This is a genomic window from Streptomyces sp. NPDC044719 (assembly GCF_056433405.1).
Window position 1 is genome coordinate 413,586 of record NZ_JBWKHE010000006.1, and the last position, 23,793, is coordinate 437,378.

Annotated in this window: 17 protein-coding genes; 4 read left to right on the forward strand and 13 right to left on the reverse strand. The window is 71.2% G+C overall.

What is annotated here, in order from left to right; genetic code table 11:
- Positions 1-16 precede the first annotated feature (16 nt).
- From sbnB to AC07DF_RS25480, 8 genes are all read right to left on the reverse strand, one after another.
- A complete protein-coding gene (gene sbnB, locus AC07DF_RS25445; RefSeq protein WP_478975632.1) occupies positions 17-1,108 on the reverse strand; it encodes a 2,3-diaminopropionate biosynthesis protein SbnB in 1,092 nt (363 codons plus the stop codon).
- Positions 1,105-2,106: a TauD/TfdA family dioxygenase gene (locus AC07DF_RS25450; protein WP_478975635.1), complete on the reverse strand. Its 1,002-nt coding sequence runs from the start codon at positions 2,104-2,106 to the stop codon at positions 1,105-1,107. Before AC07DF_RS25450 ends, sbnB begins: the two co-directional genes overlap by 4 nt.
- Before the next feature lie 29 nt (positions 2,107-2,135).
- Positions 2,136-4,598 carry a non-ribosomal peptide synthetase gene (locus tag AC07DF_RS25455; RefSeq protein ID WP_478975639.1) on the reverse strand — a complete coding sequence of 821 codons (2,463 nt, stop codon included), beginning with the start codon at positions 4,596-4,598 and terminating at the stop codon, positions 2,136-2,138.
- Complete coding sequence (locus tag AC07DF_RS25460) at positions 4,598-7,096, reverse strand: Pls/PosA family non-ribosomal peptide synthetase (protein WP_478975642.1); 2,499 nt, start codon at positions 7,094-7,096, stop codon at positions 4,598-4,600. Before AC07DF_RS25460 ends, AC07DF_RS25455 begins: the two co-directional genes overlap by 1 nt.
- Positions 7,097-7,232: 136 nt before the next feature.
- Positions 7,233-8,381 carry a serine hydrolase domain-containing protein gene (locus AC07DF_RS25465; protein WP_478975645.1) on the reverse strand — a complete coding sequence of 383 codons (1,149 nt, stop codon included), beginning with the start codon at positions 8,379-8,381 and terminating at the stop codon, positions 7,233-7,235.
- Between the two features lie 73 nt (positions 8,382-8,454).
- Positions 8,455-9,606 carry a serine hydrolase domain-containing protein gene (locus tag AC07DF_RS25470; RefSeq protein WP_478975648.1) on the reverse strand — a complete coding sequence of 384 codons (1,152 nt, stop codon included), beginning with the start codon at positions 9,604-9,606 and terminating at the stop codon, positions 8,455-8,457.
- A 94-nt stretch (positions 9,607-9,700) separates the two neighbouring features.
- Positions 9,701-11,458, reverse strand: coding sequence for a TIGR03767 family metallophosphoesterase (locus tag AC07DF_RS25475; protein ID WP_478975651.1), 1,758 nt, complete (start codon positions 11,456-11,458; stop codon positions 9,701-9,703).
- A 231-nt stretch (positions 11,459-11,689) separates the two neighbouring features.
- The gene (locus tag AC07DF_RS25480) at positions 11,690-12,148 is read right to left on the reverse strand and encodes an NUDIX hydrolase (RefSeq protein ID WP_478975654.1); all 459 of its coding nucleotides are present in this window, start codon (positions 12,146-12,148) and stop codon (positions 11,690-11,692) included.
- A gap of 218 nt (positions 12,149-12,366) precedes the next feature.
- Here AC07DF_RS25480 and AC07DF_RS25485 point away from each other — a divergent pair, with 218 nt between their 5' ends.
- Positions 12,367-15,657 (forward strand): S8 family serine peptidase, encoded by a 3,291-nt coding sequence (locus AC07DF_RS25485; RefSeq protein ID WP_478975657.1) that lies wholly within the window; start codon positions 12,367-12,369, stop codon positions 15,655-15,657.
- A 62-nt stretch (positions 15,658-15,719) separates the two neighbouring features.
- Here the strand turns inward: AC07DF_RS25485 and AC07DF_RS25490 are convergent, their stop codons facing one another.
- Together AC07DF_RS25490 and AC07DF_RS25495 are read right to left on the reverse strand one after the other, a co-directional pair.
- Positions 15,720-16,658 carry a hypothetical protein gene (locus AC07DF_RS25490; RefSeq protein ID WP_478975660.1) on the reverse strand — a complete coding sequence of 313 codons (939 nt, stop codon included), beginning with the start codon at positions 16,656-16,658 and terminating at the stop codon, positions 15,720-15,722.
- 1 nt (position 16,659) lies between these two features.
- Positions 16,660-17,217, reverse strand: coding sequence for a sigma-70 family RNA polymerase sigma factor (locus AC07DF_RS25495; RefSeq protein WP_478976238.1), 558 nt, complete (start codon positions 17,215-17,217; stop codon positions 16,660-16,662).
- Between the two features lie 348 nt (positions 17,218-17,565).
- On the opposite strand from AC07DF_RS25495, the gene AC07DF_RS25500 reads away from it, so the two are divergent.
- Positions 17,566-18,582 carry an aspartate-semialdehyde dehydrogenase gene (locus AC07DF_RS25500; protein ID WP_382493856.1) on the forward strand — a complete coding sequence of 339 codons (1,017 nt, stop codon included), beginning with the start codon at positions 17,566-17,568 and terminating at the stop codon, positions 18,580-18,582.
- Here the strand turns inward: AC07DF_RS25500 and AC07DF_RS25505 are convergent.
- Positions 18,579-19,055, reverse strand: a complete 477-nt coding sequence (locus AC07DF_RS25505; protein ID WP_478975665.1) for a DUF1203 domain-containing protein — start codon at positions 19,053-19,055, stop codon at positions 18,579-18,581. The genes AC07DF_RS25500 and AC07DF_RS25505 overlap by 4 nt on opposite strands.
- A 171-nt stretch (positions 19,056-19,226) precedes the next feature.
- Here AC07DF_RS25505 and pepN point away from each other — a divergent pair, with 171 nt between their 5' ends.
- Positions 19,227-21,806 (forward strand): aminopeptidase N, encoded by a 2,580-nt coding sequence (pepN, locus tag AC07DF_RS25510; RefSeq protein WP_478975668.1) that lies wholly within the window; start codon positions 19,227-19,229, stop codon positions 21,804-21,806.
- Between the two features lie 86 nt (positions 21,807-21,892).
- Here pepN and AC07DF_RS25515 read toward each other — a convergent pair whose 3' ends face one another.
- The gene (locus AC07DF_RS25515; protein WP_478975671.1) at positions 21,893-22,837 is read right to left on the reverse strand and encodes an EamA family transporter; all 945 of its coding nucleotides are present in this window, start codon (positions 22,835-22,837) and stop codon (positions 21,893-21,895) included.
- Between the two features lie 106 nt (positions 22,838-22,943).
- Between AC07DF_RS25515 and AC07DF_RS25520 the strand changes: the two genes are divergently transcribed.
- Positions 22,944-23,465 (forward strand): MarR family winged helix-turn-helix transcriptional regulator, encoded by a 522-nt coding sequence (locus AC07DF_RS25520; protein ID WP_478975674.1) that lies wholly within the window; start codon positions 22,944-22,946, stop codon positions 23,463-23,465.
- A gap of 23 nt (positions 23,466-23,488) precedes the next feature.
- Here the strand turns inward: AC07DF_RS25520 and AC07DF_RS25525 are convergent, their stop codons facing one another.
- Positions 23,489-23,782 (reverse strand): hypothetical protein, encoded by a 294-nt coding sequence (locus AC07DF_RS25525; RefSeq protein ID WP_478975677.1) that lies wholly within the window; start codon positions 23,780-23,782, stop codon positions 23,489-23,491.
- Between the last annotated feature and the right edge of the window lie 11 nt (positions 23,783-23,793).

Below are 23,793 nucleotides of genomic sequence, written 5' to 3' on the forward strand. Positions count from 1 at the left end.
TGGACGGGTTTCGCCCTCAGCCGTGCCGGCTCAGTTCGTGAAAGAAGTTCTCGATGACCCGCAGTTCGCCGGAGCGGGCCACTTCGTCGTAGACGTAGGAGCCGACCGCGAGATCGAGCACGCCCAGGCCGAACGGTGAGAAGACCACCGGCCGGCCGGCCGGGACCGTCACCCGGCCGGCCATCACGTCGTCGAGCGTGCCGAGCAGGAAGTCGCGGTTGCCGGTGAGGCGTTCGGTGAGGTGCGGTGAGGTGGCGGCCCGCAGGCAGTGGTCGATGTCGTCGACGACGTTGGTGGCGCCGAGCAGCACCTCGGGTGCGAGGTCGCGCAGCGACACGTGCAGCACCACCGGGTTGTGCCGGAACCACGACGGCTCAATGATGTGCGGCCGGTCGGCGACCGTGGCGAAGACGATCAGGTCGCTGAGGCGGATCAGTTCCTCGGCGCTGCCGTGCACGGTGACGCGTCCGACGGCCCCGGACTGCTCCAGGTAGGTCCGGAAGCCGGCGGCGCTGTCGGCGGACAGGTCGTGCACGCCGATGGCGTCGAAGGACCAGCCGGTGCCCTCCAGATAGGTGTGGATGTAACGAGCGATCAGGCCCGCCCCGACGAACCCCAGCCGGGCCGGGCGCGACCGTCCCCTGCTGAGCCGGTCGGCGGCCGACACGGCGGAGGCGGCCGTTCTGGCGGCGCTGATGATCGAACTCTCCATGCAGGCGAAGGGGTAGCCCGTGACGGGGTCGTTGAGGATCAGGACGGCGGACGCCCGCGGGATGCCCGAGGCGACGTTGGCGGGGAAGCTGGAGATCCATTTCAGGCCGTCCACCCCGTCCTCGCCGTCCTCGCCGTCCTCGCCGCCGAGGGACGCGGGCAGGGCGATGATCCGTGCCGTCGGCCGCTCGGGGAAGCGCAGGAAGGAGGACGGCGGATTGACCGTACGTCCGGCGCCGTGCAGGCGGTACGTCGCCTCGACGACCTCCACCACGGTCTTCTCACGGCCCTGGAGCACCTCCATGACCTGGCTTCCGGGGATGACGGCGAAGGGCGGCACCACCGGGGTGTCCGTGTCCGTCAGGGCGGTCCGCGGGACGGTGTGCAGGGTGGTCATGCCGCTTCCCTCCCCGGCCGCGGTCCTGGGAGGCCGGGACGCACGGGGTCGGCCATCGCCACCACGATGTCCCGCGGCCCCTGGTAGGCCTCCCGGCTGTGCGCGGTGCGGATGTTGTCCACGAGCATCAGGTCCCCGCGCTGCCAGGACCGGCGAACGGTGTGGGCCTCGTAGGTCTTGTTGATCTGCTCGACGACGTCCGGGGGCACCGGATCGCCGTTGCCGTAACGGGTGTTGAAGGGCAGGCCGTCGGGGCCGTACTCGTCGGTCAGGAACTCCCTGACCTCGGGTGCCATCGTCCACTCGTTCAGGAACGCGATCTGGTTGAACCAGCAGCTTTGGCCGGAGACCGGGTGCCGTACGACGGCGTGCCGGTGCTGGCGTGTCCGCAGCGAACCGTCCGGCTGCCAGGACCAGTCGATCGCGTGGGCACGGCAGTAGGCCTCGACGGCGCCGCGGTCGTCGGTGCCGAAGGACTGGGCGAGCGTCGCGCCGATCCCCTCGTTGTAGGCCCTGGTGAGCAGCCAGCCCTCACGGTCGAAGCGCTCGACGAGGTCGGCGGGCAGCGCCCGCAGCACGGCGGTCGCGTCGGCCACCGCGGTGGCGCCGCCTTCGACGGGCGGCTCCAGGCACGCGAACAGCATCAGGCCGGGACACTCGACGGCGTAGCTGAGCTCGTGGTGCATGCACATGGGCTGGGTGGGCGGCCAGGCCGACGACGAGTAGACGCCGTCCGCGTGGCGCTCGCGGGCGGCGAAGGCCTCGCGTTCGGTCACGGGGTGCTCGGCCACCCGGCGGAGGACCGACTCGACGTCGGCCGGGGTGCGCAGGCCGAGGCCCCGGACGGTGACCGCCCCGTGCTCGGTGACGAGTTCGCGCAGCGCGGCCCGGACGTCCCCGTCCGGAATGTCTTCCGCGTCGAGTACCGGAAGGCCCTCCGGGGCCGCTGTCGTCTCTGTCGTGGTGGCCTTGTTCTTGCGGAAGAGTGCCGACAGCATGTCGCTCTCTCCTCTCTCACTCCTGTCCGTCACGGTTCTCCGCCGGTGCGGGTGTCGATCAGCTGGGCCAGCTCGGCCAGTACCGGGCGGCGGGCGAGGTCGCGCGGGGAGATCACCCGGTCCAGCGAGACCGCGAGCCTTACCGCCGACAGGGACGTGCCGCCCAGATCGAAGAAGTCGTCGCCCCGGCGGACCCGCCCGGGCGGCAGGCCGAGTTCCGCCTCCCAGCGCTCCGCGAGCCGCCGTTCGGCCGGTGTCCGCGGGGTGCCGCCGGAGTCCCGGGCCGGACCGAGGTCCTCGGCGAGCGCCGTGAGCGCCTTGCGGTCGGTCTTGCCGTTGGCGGTGAGCGGCAGGCGGTCCAGCCGGTGGAAGGACGCCGGAACCATGTACGCGGGGAGCAGGTCCGCGAGCCGCTCGCGCAGGTCCTCGGCGGTCACCGCGCCCTCGCTCACGCAGAAGGCGGCCAGTTGGCGGCCGTGGCCCTTGGCGCCGGTCACCACGACCGCGCAGTCCGTGACGCCGGGCACCCGCAGCAGCGTGTTCTCGACCTCGCCGATCTCGACCCGGAACCCCCGGATCTTGACCTGCGCGTCCCGGCGGCCGAGGAACTCCAGTTTCCCGTCGGGCCGCCAGCGGCCGAAGTCGCCTCCCTTGTACAGCCGTTCGCCCGGGCGGTGAGGGTCGGCCCCGTAGGCGAGCCGGGTGCGTTCGGCGTCGTTGACGTAGCCGCGTCCGACGCACACCCCGGAGAAGACGATGGCGCCGGGCGCGCCGAGCGGCACCGGAAGCAGGTTGTCGTCGACGACGTACTGGCGCACGTTGGCGATGGGCCGCCCGATCGGGATCCGGCCGGTGGCGGGCGCCCGGTCCATCACCTCGTGGTGGGTGTCGTCGGACGTCTCGGTCAGCCCGTAGGCGTTGACCAGGCGCACGGCGGGCCCGGTGGTGAACCACCGCTGGACCAGCTCCCCGCGCAGCGCCTCGCCGGTGACGGACACGCACCGCAGGTCCGGCAGCTCCCGGGGGCCGCGTTCCAGCGCGGACAGGATGACGTCGAGGTAGGACGGCACCACTTGCAGGATGTTGACGCGTTCCTTCGCGATCCGGTCCAGGAACCGGTCCGCGTCGAGGATGGCGTCCTGCTCGACCAGCAGGGTCCGCCCGCCTGTCAGCAGCCCGGCGAGCAACTGCCACAGCGAGATGTCGAAGCACTGCGAGGCCGTCTGCGCCACCACGGTGCCCTCACCGATGCCCAGATCGTGGATCTTGGCGTACAGATGGTTGAGCAGACCGGCGTGCTCGCACAGCGCGCCCTTGGGCTCTCCGGTGGAGCCGGAGGTGAAGAAGACGTACGCGAGCCGGTCCGCCGGGATGTCCAGGCCGGGATCCGTTCCGTCGGCGGCCCGTTCGGTGAGGTCCGGGACGAGCAGCCGCCGGGTTCCGGGGAGCGTCGCGAGCGCCCGGTCCAGCCGGGTGGTGCTGCCCGGTGCGGTGAGGACGTACGAGCAGTCGGCGCGGGTGAGCATCGCGCTGATGCGGCCGGGCGGGTGCTGCGGGTCGACGGGCAGGTACACGCCGCCGGCCTTGAGGACGCCGAGCACGCCGGCCGCCCAGTGGAGGTCGCGTTCGGTCACCACGGCGACCGTGTCCTCGGGGCCGAGCCCTTCGGCCAGCAGGGCCCGGGCCACCCGGTTGGCCCGGGTGTTGAGGTCCGCGTAGGTCCGGCAGCGGCCCTGGTGGACCAGGGCGACGGTGTCCGGGTGCCGGCGCACCCGCTCCTCGAACAGTTCGTGGAACCGGCGGTCCGGCAGCGTGCGGCGCGGCCCCGCCGCCAGCCCGTCGAGCTGGAACCGGAGTTCGTCCGCGGACAGCAGGCTGCCCCGGTCGTGGCGGGCGTCGGGGTCGGCGGCGATCGCCTCCAGCGCGGCACGGTGGTACCCCCCGATCCGGGCGGCACAGTCCGCGTCCAGCAGGTCCGTCCGGTGCCGCAGCCGCAGCACGAGCCGGCCGCGCTCCTCACCCGCCGAGATGCCGAGCAGCACCCCGCCCTCCGGCGGGACGTCGACGTCGCACCCGATGGGGCCGAACACCGCCTCGGGGCCGCCGGACGGGGACGGTGAGCCGGTCCCGGGCGACAGCGCGGCCGTCTCGGCCCGCCGGGCGTCCAGCACCAGTCGGCGCCAGGTGCCGGGTGCGACCGTCAGCTCAAAGAGTCCCGTGCGGCCCGGGGAGAGGTAGCCGCTGCGCACCTCGGGGTCGCCGGAGAGCAGGGCGAGCACCTTCGCGTGGGCCGCGAGGAGGATCGTCGTGAGCGGCACCCCGAGTTCACGGGCCCGCGCCCGCAGGGCCGCCGTCACCTCGCCGGGGACACGGCTGACGTACTCCCCGGTCCCGGGCGTCGGATCCTTCGCCCACCGGGGCACAGCCGTGAAGCCGCTCTCGGCACGCAGGTCGCTTCCGGGGACGCGGGCCTCGGCCGCTGTCGCCGCCATCACCGCGCACCTCCCCTGTCCCTTTCGTCGAGGACCGGGCGGGCCGGGTTTCCCGCCCAGCGGGTGTGTTCGGGGACGGTCTCGCCCTTCATGAGGAAGGAGTCCGCCGCCAGCACGGCGCCGTCCCCGACCGTCACGCCGTAGTGCACGAACGCTCCGACGCCGAGGGTGCAGCCGGCGCCGAGCGCGCTGCGGTCCGATTTGAACGTGCCGTCCTCCTGCGAGTGGCACTGCAGGACGCTGCCCGAGTTGAGGGTGCAGTCGTCCCCGATGCGGGCCATCGGACGCTCGGTCACGGCGCAGCCGTCGTCGAAGACCCGTGCCCCGATCCGGACGCCGAGCAGGCGCCATACGACGCTCTTGAACGGCGTGCCGTCGAGGATGTGCAGATATGTCTCGGAGGGGACCTTCCAGTACCGCTCACGACGCCAGAAGCGGCGGTCGTAGATCGAGCAGAACAGCGGCCCCGGTGGGTGCGCGGCCCTGACGGCCCGTTCGAGGAGGACGTAGTAGACCAGGGTGAACGGCAGCACGACGGCGTTGGCCAGTGCCAGGACCGCCGTGCCCCACACCGGGTACTGGCTCGCGGCGAGTGCGAAGAGCAGGACGACGCAGAAGAAGAACAGCCATCCCGTGAGCAGGTGCCATGCCATGGTGACGGCGTTGTGCCGGTTCTTGGCCGCGAGGCGGCGGCCGAAAGCGTGCCCGTCCTTGAGCTCGTCGAAGGTGCTGTCCCGCGCCACCGACCGCGGGATCTCGAAGCAGGGCGAGCCGAGAAGTCCCACATCGTGCCGGAGCGGCCCGCTGACGGGGACCGCCACCTTGGTACCGAGCAGGCAGTTGTCGCCGGTCCGGCCGCCGACCGGGTAGGCGATGCGGTTTCCGAGGAAGTTGTGCGCCCCGATCGCGGTCTGCGACAGCCGGAAGGAGGTGCTGGAGTACTCGGCGTTCATCAGGGACAGCCCGTCCGCGACCATGGTCCCGGTGCCGACCCTGCTCAGGAAGGGGCTCTCGTGCTTGATCCCGGTGCCGAAGTTGGAGCCGGTCTGCTCCACCGGGGAGAGGCGATAGCCGATCCAGCGCAGGTAGTGCACGATGCAGCTGCTGTCGCCGAACAGTCGGGTCAGGGACTTCCTGTTGGTCATCAGGACGATCGTCCGGTGCACGGTGTGGCGGAAGCCGAAGAGCGGGTACGTCCGGCCGGGCGGGACGAGCCTGCCCAGCAGCCGGGGGACGGTGGCCAGGACCACCAGAGCGGCGAGCAACCCGCCGAAGAAGAGGACGACCGTGACGACCAGCAGGTCGACCCAGAGCACCGTCGCCCCGCCCTTCAGTACGGCGGATCCCTCCAGCATCCGGGAGAGCAGCACGTCCAGACAGCCCACCGCCAGCGGCAGGTACACCAGCAGCGCCATGAGCAGCATCAGGGAACCGTGCACCGCTCGCCGTGCGGCACCGCACCGGGCGGGCTCCACCTCCGGGAAGGCGCCGTCCGCCGGCTGGGCCGGAGAGCCGTGCCAGTACTCGCCGTCGGGGACCGCCTGGCCCGTCTGCAGGGAGGACGCGTGCCCGAGCCGGGATCCGTCGCCGAGCCGGGTCCCGATGTCCAGCACCGTCACCTCGCTGACGACCGCGCCCCGGCCCAGGGTGACCGGCCCTGTCTCGATCACACCGTCGACCGCGTGGTAGCCGCTGATCAGCGCGTCCTTGCGGACGAGAGCACCGTCACCGACGGTCAGCAGATCAGTGCAGACGGGGGCGCTGCGCGACAGGATCGTCACCCCCTTGCCGATCCTCGCGCCCAGTGCCCTCAGGAAGAGCGGGTAGAGCGGCGATCCCACGAACAGGACCAGTGGGCTCGACCGGATCAGTGTCTTGACCAGCCAGAACCGGAAGTAGGTGAGGCTCCAGACGTGGAACCGCCGTGGTGTGAACCGGCCGATCAGCAGCCATTTGGCGATCAAGGGCAGGGCGCAGAGCACGACGAACAGCGCGGCGCCGAAGACGACGCTGCGCAGATAGGCGTCGAGCAGGTGCGTCTGCGCGGAGATCCATTCATAGCCCCGGGCGGCGACGGCCGCGAGGAGGAAGGCGTAGCCGAGGAAGGCCAGAAGCTGCAGTGCCCCGCACAGCACGCGGTGCGGGCGGCCCGTGGGCGGCGCCGGTGCCGTGGCGGGCACCGGCGCCCTGGGCAGTTCCGATGGGCTGGGCGCCTCGGATCCGGGTGGTGGCGCCGGGGCGCTGTCGACCAGTGCGGCCGCCAGTCCGCCGGCGGTGGGATGCCGGTAGACATCGCGCATCGACACCGCCGGCAGGTCCGGCCGCTTCCTCACCTGCGCGCAGAAGTGCGCCATCACCAGGGAGTCGGCACCGAGATCATCGAAGAAGTCGCTGTCGACACCCACCTCGTCCACATGCGCGACCTCGGCCAGCAGCGCGGCGAACCGCTCGGCGACAACGGAGCCCCTGACCATTTCCTGGAGCTGCTGTCCCGCCATGAGAAAACCCCCTCGGCTGCCGGTTCTCTGCTCTGCCTCACCAGTGGTTCGGAGCCGCGCGGCCGAGGTATGGAGGGTCGGGCCTTCTTCTCGAAACGTGAGCGGATGTCTCACCAGCTGGGCGGACGGGACCGCCCTACTTGCCGCAGAACTCCGCCTCGATGATCGTGTCGGTGCTCCCCGACCAGTCCCCGTTGAGGTTGACGGCCAGGGAGTGCCGGCCGTCCTCGGTCGTCACCGCGCTGGAATTCGAGCCGGTGATGCCGCCGTCGTGGCCCCAGACGTGGACGCCGCAGCTGAGTTTGCGGTCGACGAGCCCCAGACCGTAGCGGCTGGTGTCGCGGCTGGAGGGGACCGTGGTCTTCATCTCCTTCAGCTGCTCGGGCGGGAGCAGCCTGCCCCGGAGCAGGGCCGAGTAGAAGCGGTTCAGGTCGGCCGAGCCGGAGACCATCTGGCCGGAGCCGTAGGCCAGGCGCGGGTTCAGCTCCGTGACGTCGTACGTCGGGCCCTCGGCCGTCCTGGCCAGCTTGGAGTAGGCGCGGCTGCTGGGCCGGGGCAGGGTGACCCGGGTGGGGACCGATGTGGAGGCCAGCTTCAGCGGGGCGATGATCCGGCGGTCGATCTCGTCGCCGTAGTCGTCGCTGCCCGTGGCCTTCTCGATCACCCGCGCGGCCAGGATGTAGTTGGTGTTGGAGTACGCGAACGACGTGCCCGGCGTGAAGTACGGCTCGTTCGCCATGGCGACGGCGAGCAGCTCCTCGGGGGACGCCTGGTCGAAGCGGTGTTTCAGGAAACCGTCGGCGGTCATGTACGTCTGCTGGAACCCGGGATCCTCCAGGTAGTCGAAGATGCCGCTGGTGTGGTTCAGGAGCTGGCGCAGGGTGATCTTCCGGCCGTCGTGGCCGTTGCCCCGGACCAGGCCCGGCAGCCACTTCTCCACCGTGTCGTCGAGCGAGAGCTTCCCCTCCGCCTCCAGTTGCAGGACGACAGTCGCGACGAACGTCTTCGAGATGCTGGCGACGCGGTAGTGGTCCGCCGTCGAACGTGGCTTGCCCGTCTTGAGGTTGCCGACTCCGGCGGTGGCCGCCCACGTACCGTGCCCCCGCCGCACGGTCACGGTCACGCCCGGGACGCCGTCGGCGACCGCGGCCCGCACCGCCTGCCGGGTCGCGTCATGGCCGCCGGGCACCCTGCCGGGAGCGGCCGCGAGCGCCGGAGCGGCCAGCGCCGCCGTCAGTGCCACGGCCGTCGCCGCCGTCAGGGCCGTACGCAGGTGTCTCTTCATATCCCCGTTCCCCCATGTCATATCGAGTCGTCCTGTCGAGCTGTCATGCCGAGTCGTCCTGCCGAGCCGGACGTCAGCGGTCGCCGCAGAACTCCGCCTCCACGACCGCCTTGGTCTCCCCCGCCCAGTCCCCGTTGAAGTTGACGGCCAGCGAGTGGCTGCCGTCGCCGGTGGTGACGGCCATGGAGGAGGAGCCGTGGATGTCCCCGCCGTGGCCCCAGACGGTCGTGCCGCAGGTCAGCTCGTACGAACGGAGACCGAGGCCGTAGCCCTCCTTCTCCTTCGTGGTGGGGACCGTGGTCTTCATCTCCTTCAACTGCCGCGGCTGGAGCACCTCGCCGCGCAGGAGCGCCGAGAAGAAGGTGTTCAGGTCGGCGGAGTCGGAGATGATCTCGCCCGAGTAGGCGAAGGAGGGCCGGAACTCCGTGACGTCGTAGGTCGGGCCGCTCGTCGTCCGTGCGAGCTTGCCGTAGGCGCGGCTGCTGGGCCGGGGGACGGTGATCCGGTCGCGCGGGACGGACGTGGCCGTCAGGTTCAGCGGCTCGATGATGCGCCGCTCGACCGCGTCGCCGTACGGGTGGCCCGTGATCTTCTCGATCACCATCGCGGCCAGGATGTAGTTGGTGTTGGAGTACTTCCACGACGTTCCGGGCTTGAAGTCCCGCTGGTTGGCCAGGGCCATCGCGACCAGTTCCCGTGGTGTCGTCCTGTCGAACCGGTGCCGGAAGAAGCCCTCCTTGAGCATGTAGGTCTGCTGGAAGGTCTTGTCGGCCAGCAGGTCGTGGACGCCGCTGGTGAGGTTCAGCAACTGGCGGATCGTGATGCGGCTGCCGTCGTGGCCGTTGCCGTGCACCACACCCGGCAGCCACTTCTCGACCGTGTCGTCGAGCGAGAGTTCTCCCTCCGCCTCCAGTTGCAGGATGACGGTGGCGATGAACGTCTTGCTCGCGCTGCCGATGCGGTAGTGGTCCCGCGTCGAACGCGGCTCGCCCGTCCTCAGGTCGCCCGCACCGGCGGTGGTCGCCCAGGTGCCGCGGTGCCCCTGCGTCACCGTCACGGTCACCCCGGGGACGCCCTCGGCGACCGCGGCCCGCACCGCCTGCCGGGTCGCGTCGTGGCCGCCGGGCGCCTTGCCGGGAGCGGCCGCGAGCGCCGGAGCGGCCAGGGCCGCCGTCAGGGCCACGGCCGTCGCCGCTGTCAGGGCCGTACGTAGGTGTCTCCTCATGTCCCCGCTTCCCCCTGGCACGTCGAACTGTGTCGGGGGGTGGGACCCGGCCCGCGGCGCCCGGGTTGACCGGGCCCGGACGGTTGAGCGGGAATCAGCCCTTCTTCAGCACCAGCTCGGTGTTGCGGTCCTCCGGGTCGCCGCCGAGGTTCGCGTTCGCGCCGGGGGCGTTGAGGGACAGCTCGCGGTAGAGGGCGGCCAGGCCGGTCTGGGAGAGGTCGGAGAAGTCCGTGCGGTGCGGGGCCGAGGACTCCACCAGCGTGGTGAACAGCGAGATCGTGCCGTCCTTGTTGTCGGTCAGCTCGATGACCCGGGCCAGCTGGGGGAAGTCGACGTGGGAGGCGGTGGAGATCTCCCAGAAGGTGCCGCCGCCGGACATCGAGTGCGGGGTGATGACGTTCTTGTGGATGTGGCCGTTCACCCAGGCGAGCACGTTGCGGTGGTTGCCGAGGAGGGCGAGGACCTCCTGGCCGCTGTGCCGGCGCTCGCCCGGCCGGGACGGGTCGTTGCGGAGGTTCGTCATCGTCTTGCTGGTGTGGTGGCTGAAGATCACCGCGTGGGAGTCCTTGTTCTCCCGCAGGGTCTTCTCGAGCCACTTCATCTGGGCCGTGCCGAGGGAGCCCTCGTAGTGGCCGCCCGCGTCGGTGGTGTCCAGGCTGATGCCGATGACGTCGTCGGAGACGCGGAAGGCGTAGTACTGGGTGCCCGTGTCCAGGTTGGCGGAGGAGTAGCCGTGGCCGGCCGGGCCGATACCGCGGTAGGCCGGGTCCAGGTGCGCCTGGAGGTACTCGGCGGTGGTGAAGGGGGCGCGGCTCTCGTCCGGGGTGACCGAGCGCATGGAGCGGGCGTGGGACTTGAGGAAGTCGTGGTAGCGGACGCCCTGGGGGTCCCGGGCCTTCTTGATCTGCGCCTGGAGCTGCTGCGCTTCCGCCGCGGACACGTTCATCAGCTTCTTGCCGCCGACGGCGAGTTCGGTGAGGTAGGGGTCGCTGTGCGAGGCGTAGCAGCCCATCGGCAGGGAGTCGTGGTTGCCGACCGTGGAGTACCAGGGCAGGTTGAGGCCGGGGCTGCGGACCTCCCGGACGGCGGCCTTCAGGAAGCCGTCGAGCTGCGGGAAGCCGACCTGCTTGTCGCTGTCGCGGACCGCGGCGTCGGGCTGCCAGTACTGCTTGAGGCCACTGTTCTGGACGCCCTCGTACTGGCGCGGGTCCCCGGTGTTGGGCGTGATGCGCCCACCGCTCATGATCTTCAGGAACCAGTCCAGCTCGGATTTGGCGTTGTTGTCCGTGTTGTCGCCGGTGGTCATGGCGAAGTGCAGCGGGGATCCGGTGACGGGAGCGCCGCGCAGCGCGTTGATCCGCTCCACCAGCGAGATGGCGCCCTGCACGGTCAGCGCCTCGTGCGGGCGCCAGGCGTGGATGTCTGCCGAGCGGAGGTACTCCAGGCGCAGCGGGTGCTGGGCGTCGATGATGTGCAGGTCGGTGAGCTGCACGAACGCCGCGAGCGCGGTACGGCGCCCGGCGCGGCCGGACTTGGGCGCGGCCAGGTCGGAGCGCACGACGCGCTGCCAGCCGGCTCCGTCGCCCAGGCGCCGGTAGCCGGAGCCGCCGCGCGGGGTGGCGACGGAGGCGAGGGTGGTGCCCTTGGTGTAGGGGGCCAGCGGCGCGGCCGGTGCCTGGCGCGAGGAGGCCGCTACGGCCTCGGTCGCCTCCTTGGCCGTGGCGGCCTGGCTGTCGCTGGGCCGCAGGGCGTAGCCGACGCCCGCGGACAGGGCGACCGCGCCGCCGGCGGCGAGGACGGAACGACGGTGGATGCCCTGGCCGGATCCTGCGACTGAGCGTGTGCGCGACATGCGCTTCTCTCCCCGAGTACGAACGCGTCGGCAGTGGTCGCGGGGCGTTCGTCATACGAACACCCCGCTCACACTGGATCGTTGGCACCGGGAATGACCTGTACGTAAACGAGACGGCAACGGGCAGCGCCGATCACCGTACGTGGATCTTGGCCTACCCTGCGCGTCGACGACCGCTCCGGGAACAGCCCGGAGCCGGTCACTCGGCGTTCATCTTCCGGGGTACTGCACCTATTCCGGGCCGCCGTTGAGCCGTCCGCCGGCCGGGCGCTCCCGCCACAGTCGCAACGCCGTGTCGACCAGCCCGATCCGGACCAGTCCGGGCACCGCGTCCAGGTCCTGCCAGGCGGCGAGGTCGGTGGAGCCACCGACCTCGTTGCGCAGTTCGCCGCCGGTGATACGGCCCTCGTAGACGAACCGGACGCCGTGATGGTCGACGGAGCGTCCGAAGCCGTCGCGGAAGACGCGGTGGGAGGAGTCCACTCCGAGCAGCCCGGTCACTTCTATCCGGTACCCGGTCTCCTCCTCCACCTCCCGTCGCACGGTGTCGTAGGGGTCCTCGCCGTGCTCCATGCCGCCGCCCGGCATGACCCACTCGGGGGTGCCGTCCTGGGCGGGTGAGCGGGCGAGCAGGATCTGTCCGTCACGGACGCATACGGCGTAGGCCGCCACCCTCAACTTCTCTCGCACTCGGGGACGTTAACCGATTTCGCCGTCTTCAGGACTCATGCCCGCAAAACGCATCGCGGGTTTTCCCCATACATCCATCTCGTTTCGGTCAACAGTCCCCAAAGAGCGTGCCCTTACGCAAAGCTGTGCGATCGTCCGGGCTCGCGTTCGGACCGTTGCGACCAGGGCCGATCGGTCCTGGTCGTTCCCGCTCGCTCCTTTACCAACAAGGGATGCCGATGACCCTCACCCCCCAGCGAGACCCGATATCGGGCCCGAGACGTGTGGCGCGCATAGCCGTGGCCGCCGGTCTCGTCGCCGCGCTCTCCGCGGCCGGGCCGATCCCCCTGGCCTTCGCCGCCGACGGTCCGGGCGCCTCCGCCCCCGCCGACCCGGACGTCAAGTCCGCGCCCGACAAGCTCGGTTCGGACGACGCGGACCTCCTCGCGGAGGCCAAGGCCGACGGCGACAAGACCGTCACCATGATGATCGCCACCGCGCCCGGGAAGACCGAGCAGGTCGCCGGGCAGCTGGACGCGGTCGAGGGCGGCACGGTGGGCCGGGCCGACGACAAGCTGGGCTACGTCCGCGCCACGGTCCCGACGTCCCGGGCGGACTCGGCCATCGCCGCCGCCGCCAAGCTCTCCTCCGTGCACGGCATCGACCTGCGCGAGGAGATCCCGCTGGACGACCCGACGCCGAGCGCGGACGCCGCCAAGGGCGCCAAGGCCACCGGGACTTACCCCGCTCCCGGGAAGAAGACCCCGGCCGAGAACCCGTACAACCCGTCCTTCGAGACGGGCGCGGTCGACTTCGTCGAGGACCACCCGAAGGCGGACGGCCGCGGCATCACCATCGGCATCCTGGACTCCGGTGTGGACCTCGGCCACCCGGCGCTGCAGAAGACCACCACCGGCGAGCGGAAGATCGTCGACTGGGTCACCGCGACCGACCCGGTCGTCGACGGCGACCGCACCTGGCGCCCGATGACCGCCTCCGTGTCCGGGCCCACCTTCACCTACGGCGGGAAGACCTGGACGGCCCCGGCGGGCTCCTACAAGGTCAGCACCTTCCTGGAGTCGTACACCACCGGCGGCGACGCGGCGGGCGACGCCAACCGGGACGGCGACACCACCGACGCCTGGGGCGTGCTGTACGACGCGGCGTCCGGCACGGTCCGCGTCGACCTGAACAACAACAACGACTTCGGTGACGACACCGCGATGAAGCCGTACAAGGACGGCTTCCAGATCGGGTACTTCGGCACCGACAACCCGGCCACCGACATCGCCGAGCGGCAGCCGTTCGTCGTCGAGATCCGCAAGGACGTCGTCACCGCCTCGGGCGCGAAGGCCGACTTCGTCAACATCGGCGTCATCGAGTCCGAGCACGGCACGCACGTCGCCGGCATCACCGCAGCCAACGGCCTGTTCGGCGGCAAGATGGACGGTGCCGCTCCGGGCGCCAAGCTGGTCTCCTCGCGCGCCTGCACCTGGTCCGGCGGCTGCACCAACGTCGCCCTCACCGAGGGCATGATCGACCTCGTCACCAAGCGCGGCGTCGACATCGTCAACATGTCCATCGGCGGCCTGCCGGCGCTGAACGACGGCAACAACGCGCGCGCCGAGCTGTACACGCGCCTGATCGACGAGTACGGCGTCCAGCTGGTGATCTCCGCGGGCAACTCCGGCCCCGGCACCAACACCATCGGCGACCCGGCCCTGGCCGAGAAGGTCATCTCGGTCGGCGCGTCCGTCTCCAAGGAGACCTGGGCCGCCAACTACGGCTCGGTCGTGGAGAAGAAGTACGCGCTGATGCCGTTCTCCTCGCGCGGCCCGCGTGAGGACGGCGGCTTCACCCCGACCCTGGTCGCACCGGGTGCCGCGATCAACACCATCCAGACCTGGATGCCGGGAGCCCCGGTCGCCGAGGCGGGCTACACCCTGCCGGCCGGCTACGGCATGCTCCAGGGCACCTCGATGGCCTCCCCGCAGGCCGCCGGCGCCGCCGCGCTGCTGCTGTCCGCCGCGAAGCAGAAGAAGATCGACCTCACGCCGGCGACCCTGCGCACGGCCCTCACCTCCACCGCCGACCACATCAAGGGTGTGCAGGCGTACGAGGAGGGCGCGGGCCTCATGAACATCGAGGACGCCTGGGACTCGATCCGCGACGACGCCACCTCGCACTCCTACACGGTGAAGGCGCCGGTCGACACCGCGATCGACCAGTTCCTCAAGACCCCGGGCTTCGGCACCGGTCTCTACGACCGTGAGGGCGGCCTGAAGGCCGGTCAGAAGAAGACCTACGAGGTCACCGTCACCCGTACGTCCGGTGCCGACAAGGCGATCCGGCACGAGCTGCACTTCGAGAACAACGCGGGCGGCACCTTCCGCATCGTCGGCTCCGACGAGGTGAAGCTGCCGCTGAACCAGCCGGTGACCGTCAAGGTCCAGGCCGCGCCGAAGTCGGCCGGTATCAAGAGCGCGATCCTCGAGGTCGACGACCCCAAGACCGAGGGCATCGACAAGCAGGTCCTGAGCACGGCCGTCGTCTCGGCCCCGCTGAAGTACACCTTCTCCGCCTCCGATTCGGTGCAGCGCAACAGCTCGCGGCACTACTACGTCACCGTGCCCGAGGGCGCGAAGACGCTCGAGGTCGCGATGAGCGGGCTGAAGGACAAGAGCCAGACCCGGTTCATCTCCATCCACCCCTACGGCGTCCCGTCCGACCCGACGTCGACGATCAACTGCTACCCGAACTACGCCAACCCGGCCAACACCTGCCGCCCCGACCTGCGTTCGTACGCGAACCCGCAGCCGGGCGTGTGGGAGATCGAGGTCGAGTCGCGCCGTACGTCGCCGCTGCTCGACAACCCGTACAAGCTGGACGTCGCCGTGCTCGGCGCGGCCTTCGACCCGGAGACCGTGACCGTGCCCGAGGCGAAGGTCGGCACCCCGGCCGCCGCCTCCTGGAAGGTGACGAACGGCTTCGCCGCGCTCGAGGGCAAGCTGGTGGGCGGCCCGCTCGGCTCGGCGAAGACGACCCGTCCGTCGATCAAGCAGGGCGAGACGCAGACCACGACGGTCGAGGTGCCCGCGGGCGCGAAGTCCCTGGATGTCGCCATCGGCGGTGTCTCGGACACGGCCGCCGACCTGGACCTCGCGGTCTACGACGCCGCCGGCACGCAGGTCGGCAGCTCCGCCGACGGCGACTCGGAGGAGTCGGTCTCCGTGCCCTCGCCGGCCGCCGGGAAGTACACCGTCGAGGTCGTCGGCTACTCGGTGCCGGCCGGCACGACCGCCTACGACTACCAGGACGTGTTCTTCTCCGCGTCCCTCGGCAGCGTCGGCGTCGACGGCTCGGCACCGGTGAAGCTCGGCACGGGCGCGTCGGCCACGGTCTCTGGCAGCGTCACCGCCGCGGCGGCCGCTCCCGAGGGGCGTGAGTTCTTCGGGCAGGTCCAGCTGGTCAACGCGCGCGGCACGGTCGCGGGCCTGGGCAGTGTGAAGATCGAGAAGGTCGTGCCGTAACAGCGGTTGACGATCTTTGTGGGCGGGCGTCCGTACGGGCGCCCGCCCTTCTTCATGCGCCTCTACGGGCAGGGGATCGTGCGCGACTCGGGCAGGGCGGCGGTGATCCACGCCCGTTCGCGGGCGATGTCCTTCTCCCCGACACTCCACAGGTCCGGTTCGGCCTGCCCGCCCGTGATCCCGACGAGGACGTGGTCGCCCGGCCGCAGCCTGGGGTCGACGTCCTCGGCCATCGGGAAGACGACCCGCTTCTGGCCCTTGGCGGGCTTGTAGGAGCGCTCCACGTCGAGCGTGACGCGGTCCTGGCCGGCGCCGGGGACCGGTTCGACCTCGGCGACGGTGCCCTCGACGACGATCCGGGCGCAGGCGAGATAACCGGCGTGGCCGAGCTTGGCGTCGGCGCCGCCGTCCTGCGGCCTCGCCGCGGAATCGGCGGCCGAGCTCCCCGCCGAGTCGTCCCCGGCCCCGGCCCCGCCCTGCACGACGAGCCACCCCATGCCCACGACGACAGTGGCGGCCGCGGCGGCGGCGAGACCGCGCAGGGCCAGGGAGAGGGGCCGGGGACGGTTGCGGCGCGACCTCACCGGCAGCACCCTCACCGCCGGGTCGGCGGCCGCCCCCGGCCCGGCGCCGTGCGCGGCAGCCCGCGGGCCTGCTGCCGGCCCTGCCGCCACGGTTCGCCCCGCCGGATCTGCCGCTCCCCCCGGAGCCTCCAGCCGGGCCTCGTCGCCGTGCGCGAGCGTGTCCCCCAGCAGCGTCAGCTGCTCCCGCAGCAGCGCGACGTCACTCGCAGCCGCGCGGTGGTCCGCCATGAAGTCGGCGTCCCGGCGGGCGGCCTCCGGTACGGAGTCGCCGACGATCGCCGCCATCAGCGCGTCCATGCCGTCGTACTCGCCACCGCCACAAACGTCACTACCGTCACTGCGGTCACTGCGGTCACTGCGGTCACTGCCGTCACGCCGGGCGGCATCGTTCTCGTTGTTCTCGTTCCGGGCGGTCACGTCACACCACCTCGTCCTCGTGCAGGCGGGCGCGCAGGGCCCGTACCGCCGTGTGCAGCCTGCTCTTGACGGTGCCCTCCGGTACGCCGAGCTGCTCGGCGATGGAGCGGACCGGCAGATCGGCGTAGAAGCGCAGGACGACGACCTGACGCTGGGCGTCGGGCAGCTCGTCCAGGCCCTGGGCGACGGCGAGGGACAGCACGCTGCTGTCCTCGCCGGAGGGATGCGCCGGCTGGCGCAGGGCGGCCAGCCGCTCCCCGAGCCGCTCCTGGCGGCGCTTGGCCCGGTGCCAGTCCATGGCCAGGTTGGAGGCGACGACCGCCGCCCACGCCGAGACGTCCCGCGGCGCCTCCCGCCCGCTCGCGGCCCGCTCCAGCAGCCGCAGGCGGACCTGCTGCACCCCGTCCGGCAGGTCCGCCTGCGGCACTCCGCCCAGCGCGAGCACCGCCCGCACCCGGCGCTCCTGTGCCGCGTCCAGCGGATCAGCCGCGCTCTGCGGATCGTCGCCGGCACCGGCCTGCGGCGTCTCCCGGCCGCGCCGGGCCCTTCCGCGCAGCAGCACAAGCCACCCCCCTCGCCGTGTTTCTCCTACGACGCCGGCCCGGCCCGGAACGTTCGGTCCTCCTCCGGCGGATTTCCGCCAGGACGACAGAGGTATACGTCACACTCCCGTGTGGCGGAGGGCGGGAGGGGCAGGTGAGCTTGCGGCGCACGCCCCCTGCCGAATGAATTTCTCCAGCTCAGAGCGGTGGAAACCGCAGGTCCGCAACCACACAGCGGGACACCCCGTCCCACTTACCGGACGGTCCGGGGAAAGAAGTGGACAGGTGGGCCGTGGTCGGCCGCATGATGGAAAAGCCTCGGCCAAGCAACGAGCATGTGAAGAGACGCACGAGAGGGAGTCACCGTGAGGGTCGGAATCGTCGGAGCCACCGGACAGGTGGGCACGGTCATGCGCAGGATCCTCAAGGAGCGGAACTTCCCGGTCACCGAGCTGCGCCTGTTCGCCTCGGCCCGCTCGGCGGGCTCCGAGCTGGACGGTGTGACGGTGGAGGACGCGGCGACCGCCGACTACACCGGCCTGGACATCGTGCTGTTCTCCGCGGGCGGCGCCACCTCCAAGGCGCTGGCCGAAAAGGTCGCCTCCCAGGGCGCCGTCGTGATCGACAACTCCTCCGCGTGGCGCAAGCACCCGGAGGTCCCCCTGGTCGTCTCCGAGGTGAACCCGCACGCGATCAAGGACCGCCCCAAGGGCATCATCGCCAACCCGAACTGCACGACGATGGCCGCCATGCCGGTCCTGCGTCCGCTGCACGCCGAGGCGGGTCTGGAAGCCCTGGTCGTCGCCACGTACCAGGCGGTCTCCGGCTCCGGTCTCGCGGGCGTGGCCGAGCTGCACGGCCAGACGCAGAAGGTCGTCGCCGACGCCGACAAGCTCACCCACGACGGTGAAGCGGTCGACTTCCCCGAGCCGGGCGTCTACAAGCGCCCCATCGCCTTCAACGTGCTGCCGCTCGCGGGCAACATCGTCGACGACGGCCTGAACGAGACGGACGAGGAGCAGAAGCTCCGCAACGAGTCCCGCAAGATCCTGGAGATCCCCGAGCTGAAGGTCTCCGGCACCTGCGTGCGCGTCCCGGTCTTCTCCGGCCACTCCCTCCAGGTCAACGCCCGCTTCGCCCGGCCGATCTCCCCCGAGCGGGCGACGGAGCTGCTGGCGGACGCCCCGGGCGTCGTCGTCACCGACATCCCCACCCCTCTCCAGGCCGCCGGCCAGGACCCCTCCTACGTCGGCCGTATCCGCCGTGACGAGACGGTGGACAACGGCCTGGCCCTCTTCCTCTCCAACGACAACCTCCGCAAGGGCGCGGCCCTGAACGCGATCCAGATCGCGGAGCTGGTGGCGGCGGAGCTGAAGGGCTAGTCCCTGCGCACCTCGTAGTAGAAGCAGCCGTACTCGACGGCCCGGACGTGGACGAGCTCCACGGCCGGGTCGTCGAATGCTTCCGTGAAGGCCTCCTCGAAGGCCCCGTCCCCGACCAGCCGACCGCCCAGGATGTGCCCGTCGGCCGAGTAGCGGCGGACCGTGCGGTGGCTGTTGGTGAAGGGGAGGGCGTCGGTCCCCGGCCCCGCGCACTCCTCGGCGTGGATGAAGACCGGGCCCTGTTCGTCGTAGGCGCCGGGGTCGGCGCCCCGCTCGGCCGCCCAGCGGCGCAGTGGAGCGTAGGAGACCAGGGCGAGGCGTTCGCCCGGCTCGGCGCGGCGCAGACAGCAGCGGAGCGGTGCGCCGCCCTCGGCGCTGGTGAACGGGGTGGTGGGGCGGCCCGCGTCGTCCCTCGTGCGGAGGTCCTTCAGGGCGCGCGGGGCGATGGGCAGAGCGCTGTAGGTCGTCGTCATACTCCTCAGGCTCGCTCGCGGCGGCCCGGGGCACCGGCGGATTCCGGACGTCGCGTTCCCGCCGGGCAGCGGCCTGCCGAGGGGTAACCCTAGGAGACGCCCAGATCGTCGATTGATGCCAGGCTGCCGTGGAAAGATGACGCAAGCCACCCATAACGAGGAGATGACCGCGTGCCTGGCACAAACCTGACCCGCGAAGAGGCGCAGCAGCGGGCGCAGCTGCTCGCCGTTGACTCGTACGAGATCGAACTCGATCTCTCCGGCGCGCAGCAGGGCGGCACCTACCGGTCCGTGACCACGGTGCGCTTCGATGTGACCGCCGAGAACGGTGCCGAGTCGTTCATCGACCTCGTCGCCCCGGCCGTGCACGAGGTGACCCTGAACGGGGACTCCCTCGACCCCGCCGAGGTCTTCGCGGACTCCCGGATCGCCCTGTCCGGCCTGCTCCAGGGCCGCAACATCCTCCGGGTGGTCGCCGACTGCGCGTACACCAACACCGGTGAAGGTCTGCACCGATTCGTCGACCCGGTCGACGACCAGGCCTACCTCTACACCCAGTTCGAGGTTCCGGACGCCCGCCGGGTGTTCGCGAGCTTCGAGCAGCCGGACCTCAAGGCGACCTTCCAGTTCACCGTGAGGGCGCCGGAGGGCTGGACCGTCATCTCCAACTCGCCCACTCCGGAGCCCCAGGACAACGTCTGGGTCTTCGAGCCGACGCCGCGCATCTCGTCGTACATCACGGCGCTGATCGTCGGCCCGTACCACTCCGTGCACAGCGTGTACGAGAAGGACGGCCAGTCGGTCCCGCTCGGCATCTACTGCCGTCCCTCGCTCGCGGAGTACCTCGACTCGGACGCCATCTTCGAGGTGACCCGGCAGGGCTTCGAGTGGTTCCAGGAGAAGTTCGACTACACGTACCCCTTCAAGAAGTACGACCAGCTGTTCGTGCCGGAGTTCAACGCGGGCGCGATGGAGAACGCGGGCGCGGTGACGATCCGCGACCAGTACGTGTTCCGGTCGAAGGTGACGGACGCGGCATACGAGGTGCGCGCGGAGACCATCCTGCACGAGCTGGCCCACATGTGGTTCGGCGACCTCGTGACGATGGAGTGGTGGAACGACCTGTGGCTGAACGAGTCGTTCGCCACGTACACGTCGATCGCCTGCCAGGCGGCCCACCCCGAGTCGCGCTGGCCGCACTCCTGGACCACGTTCGCCAACTCCATGAAGACGTGGGCGTACCGCCAGGACCAGCTGCCGTCGACGCACCCGATCATGGCCGAGATCAACGACCTGGACGACGTGCTCGTCAACTTCGACGGCATCACCTACGCGAAGGGGGCTTCCGTCCTGAAGCAGCTCGTCGCGTACGTCGGCGAGGACGAGTTCTTCCGGGGCGTGCAGGCGTACTTCAAGGCGCACGCGTTCGGCAACACGCGCCTGTCCGATCTGCTGGGCGCCCTGGAGGAGACCTCGGGGCGTGATCTGAAGTCGTGGTCGAAGGCCTGGCTGGAGACGGCCGGCATCAACGTGTTGCGCCCGCGGGTCGAGACGGACGCGGACGGCGTCGTCACGTCCTTCGCCATCAGCCAGGAGGCCCCGGCCCTGCCCGCGGGCGCGAAGGGCGAGCCCACGCTGCGGCCGCACCGCATCGCCGTCGGCCTGTACGAGCTGGACGACGAGAGCGGCAAGTTGGTCCGCGACGAGCGCATCGAGCTGGACGTGGACGGCGAGCTGACGGCCGTACCGCAGCTGGTGGGCAAGCGCCGTCCGGCCGTGATCCTGCTCAACGACGACGACCTGTCGTACGCGAAGGTCCGGCTGGACGAGCGGTCCCTGGCCGTCGTCACGGAGCACCTCGGCGACTTCGAGTCGTCCCTGCCGCGCGCCCTGTGCTGGGCGTCCGCCTGGGACATGACCCGCGACGCGGAGCTCGCGACCCGCGACTACCTGGCCCTGGTGCTGTCCGGCATCGGCAAGGAGTCGGACATCGGCGTCGTGCAGTCGCTGCAGCGCCAGGTGAAGCTGGCCATCGACCTGTACGCCGACCCGGCCGCGCGCGAGGCGCTGCTGGCCCGCTGGACCGACGCGACGCTGGCGCACCTGCGGGCGGCGGCGCCGGGCAGCGACCACCAGCTGGCGTGGGCGCGTGCGTTCGCCGCGACGGCCCGGACGCCCGAGCAGCTGGACGTGCTGGACGCGCTGCTGGACGGTTCGCAGACCGTCGAGGGCCTGGTCGTCGACACGGAGCTGCGGTGGTCGTTCGTGCAGCGGCTCGCGGCGGTCGGCCGGTTCGACGAGGCGGAGATCGCGAGCGAGTACGAGCGTGACCGCACGGCCGCCGGTGAGCGCCACGCCGCCACCGCCCGGGCGTCCCGCCCGACGGAGGAGGCCAAGGCGGAGGCGTGGGCGTCGGTCGTCGACTCCGACAAGCTGCCGAACGCCGTGCAGGAGGCGGTCATCGGCGGTTTCGTCCAGACCGACCAGCGTGAGGTGCTCGCCCCGTACGCGGACCGGTACTTCGAGGTGGTCAAGGACATCTGGGAGTCCCGCTCCCACGAGATGGCCCAGCAGATCGCCGTCGGCCTCTACCCGACGGTCCAGGTCTCCCAGGAGACCCTGGACAAGACGGACGCCTGGCTGTCCGCCGCGGCCCCGAACGCGGCCCTGCGACGCCTGGTCTCGGAGTCGCGCGCCGGTGTGGAACGCGCCCTGCGCGCCCAGCGGGCGGACGCGGCGGCCGGCCAGTAGGCAGCGGACACGACTGAGGGGGCGCCCGGCGCTGTGCCGGGCGCCCCTTCGCTGTCCTCACGCACCGGTCGGCGAGCCCGGTGGATCTACCGTCGCAGCGCCCCGTCCGTCAGGTCCGTGCAATCTTTTCGACCGTTCTTTCCGGAGAAGCTGAACGTTCGTGGGGCCGCCTCGCCCCGGCCCCCCATCTGTCCGGCCACCGTCGCCCCGAACGCCAGCGCCATACCCACCAGCTGCACCGGCGTCAGCGCCTGCCCGAGCGCCGCCCAGCCGACGACGGCGGCGGTCAGCGGGGAGAGCGGACCGAGGAAGGTGACCTGGGTGGCGGTCATGCGGCCGATGCCGCGGAACCACAGCCAGTACGCGACCGCCGTGTTCGCGACGGCGAGGTAGAGGTAGCCGCCGGCCGCACGGCCGTCCAGCGCCGGGGGCGCGCCCTCGACCAGGAGGGCGAGCGGCGCGATGAGCAGGCCTCCCGCGGTCAGCTGCCAGCCGGTGAGGGCGAGCGGGCCGACGCCGGCGGGTCGCCCCCACCGCTGGGTGAGGACGGTTCCGGCGGACATCGAGACCGTGGCGGCGAGGGCCGCCAGCAGGCCCAGCGCGTCCAGCGCCCCGGCCGCCCGCAGGACGACGAGGCTGACGCCGAACGCGGCCACGGCCCCGGTCAGCAGCGTGCGCACGGTCGGCCGCTGCCCGAGCAGCAGCGCCGCGAGGCCCGCCACGAAGAGCGGCCCGGCCGAGCCGACGACCGCCGCCATGCCCCCGGGCAGCCGGTACGCCGAGAGGAACAGCAGCGGGAAGAAGGCGCCGATGTTCAGCGCGCCGAGCACCGCCGCCTTCCACCACCAGGCACCGCGCGGCAGCACCCGGGCGAGGGCGAGCAGCAGCAGTCCGGCGGGCAGGGCGCGCATCAGTCCGGTGAACAGGGGGCGGTCGGCCGGGAGGAACTCGGTGGTGACCGCGTAGGTCGTGCCCCAGGAGACGGGGGCGAGGGCGGTGAGGGCGATGAGAGCGGGACGGGAGGAGGCCATGGGTGGCACCCTTCGAAGTAGGTCGGTAGAAAGTAGCTTAGCTCTAAGCAACTTTCCGTCAAGCTACTTTCTTGCGGGTGACCGAGAGGCGGCCGATACTCGTGCCATGAACGAACGCCCCGAGCAGCGCAAGGACCCCGTCGACGCGATCATCGACCAGTGGGGGACGGTCCGGCCCGAGCTCGACACCAGGGCGATGGAGGTCTTCGGCCGGGTCTCCCGGCTCGCACGCGCGATGGCCGACCGTCTGGAGGGCACCTACGGGCGGTTCGGGATCTCGCGCGGCGAGTTCGACGTCCTGGCCACCCTGCGCCGCTCCGGCGAGCCCTACACGCTCTCACCGCGCCGGCTGTCGGAGACGCTCATGCTGACCACGGGCGGGATGACCGGCCGCCTGGACAAGCTGGAGCGGGCCGGGTTCCTGCGCCGCTCTCCCGATCCGCACGACCGGCGGGGCCTTCAGGTGACGCTCACCGAGGAGGGACTGCGCCTCATCGACGAGGCGGCGGTGGCGGGGCTGGCCGTCCAGACGGAGGCCCTGTCCGGCCTGGACGAGAAACAGGCCGGCCAACTGGCCGGCCTGCTGAGGGAACTGCTGGCGGGGACGGAGGGGACAGCCGGGCGGTGACCGCCCCTCCACAACGCCCCTGATCAGGCCTTGGAGTCGGCCTTGACCTCGGCCTTGGCCTTGGTGTCGATGTTGGAGCTGGTCGTGTCCTTCTTCTTGTGCGACTTGTCGCCGATCACCACCAGAGCGTGGATGACCAGGTACAGCACGATGGGGGCCACGACGAAGAGGCCCAGCGTCTCGATGACGCTCAGGCCCGGGCCGGGGTCGTCACCGTCGTCGCGGCTGAGCGCGGAGGCGGGGGACGACATGAGCAGCATCATGAGCGTCGTACCGGCTGCCAGGGCGCCGGCGCGCAGGGCGTTCTTCTTGTCCACGGTGCCAAAAG

Excerpts from the sequence above, each read along its gene's own strand:
- sbnB (WP_478975632.1), bottom strand. The coding sequence starts at position 1,108 with ATGACCACCCTGCACACCGTCCCGCGGACCGCCCTGACGGACACGGAC.
- AC07DF_RS25450 (WP_478975635.1), bottom strand. The coding sequence starts at position 2,106 with ATGCTGTCGGCACTCTTCCGCAAGAACAAGGCCACCACGACAGAGACG.
- AC07DF_RS25455 (WP_478975639.1), bottom strand. The coding sequence starts at position 4,598 with ATGGCGGCGACAGCGGCCGAGGCCCGCGTCCCCGGAAGCGACCTGCGT.
- AC07DF_RS25460 (WP_478975642.1), bottom strand. The coding sequence starts at position 7,096 with ATGGCGGGACAGCAGCTCCAGGAAATGGTCAGGGGCTCCGTTGTCGCC.
- AC07DF_RS25465 (WP_478975645.1), bottom strand. The coding sequence starts at position 8,381 with ATGAAGAGACACCTGCGTACGGCCCTGACGGCGGCGACGGCCGTGGCA.
- AC07DF_RS25470 (WP_478975648.1), bottom strand. The coding sequence starts at position 9,606 with ATGAGGAGACACCTACGTACGGCCCTGACAGCGGCGACGGCCGTGGCC.
- AC07DF_RS25475 (WP_478975651.1), bottom strand. The coding sequence starts at position 11,458 with ATGTCGCGCACACGCTCAGTCGCAGGATCCGGCCAGGGCATCCACCGT.
- AC07DF_RS25485 (WP_478975657.1), top strand. The coding sequence starts at position 12,367 with ATGACCCTCACCCCCCAGCGAGACCCGATATCGGGCCCGAGACGTGTG.
- AC07DF_RS25505 (WP_478975665.1), bottom strand. The coding sequence starts at position 19,055 with ATGACGACGACCTACAGCGCTCTGCCCATCGCCCCGCGCGCCCTGAAG.
- AC07DF_RS25515 (WP_478975671.1), bottom strand. The coding sequence starts at position 22,837 with ATGGCCTCCTCCCGTCCCGCTCTCATCGCCCTCACCGCCCTCGCCCCC.
- AC07DF_RS25520 (WP_478975674.1), top strand. The coding sequence starts at position 22,944 with ATGAACGAACGCCCCGAGCAGCGCAAGGACCCCGTCGACGCGATCATC.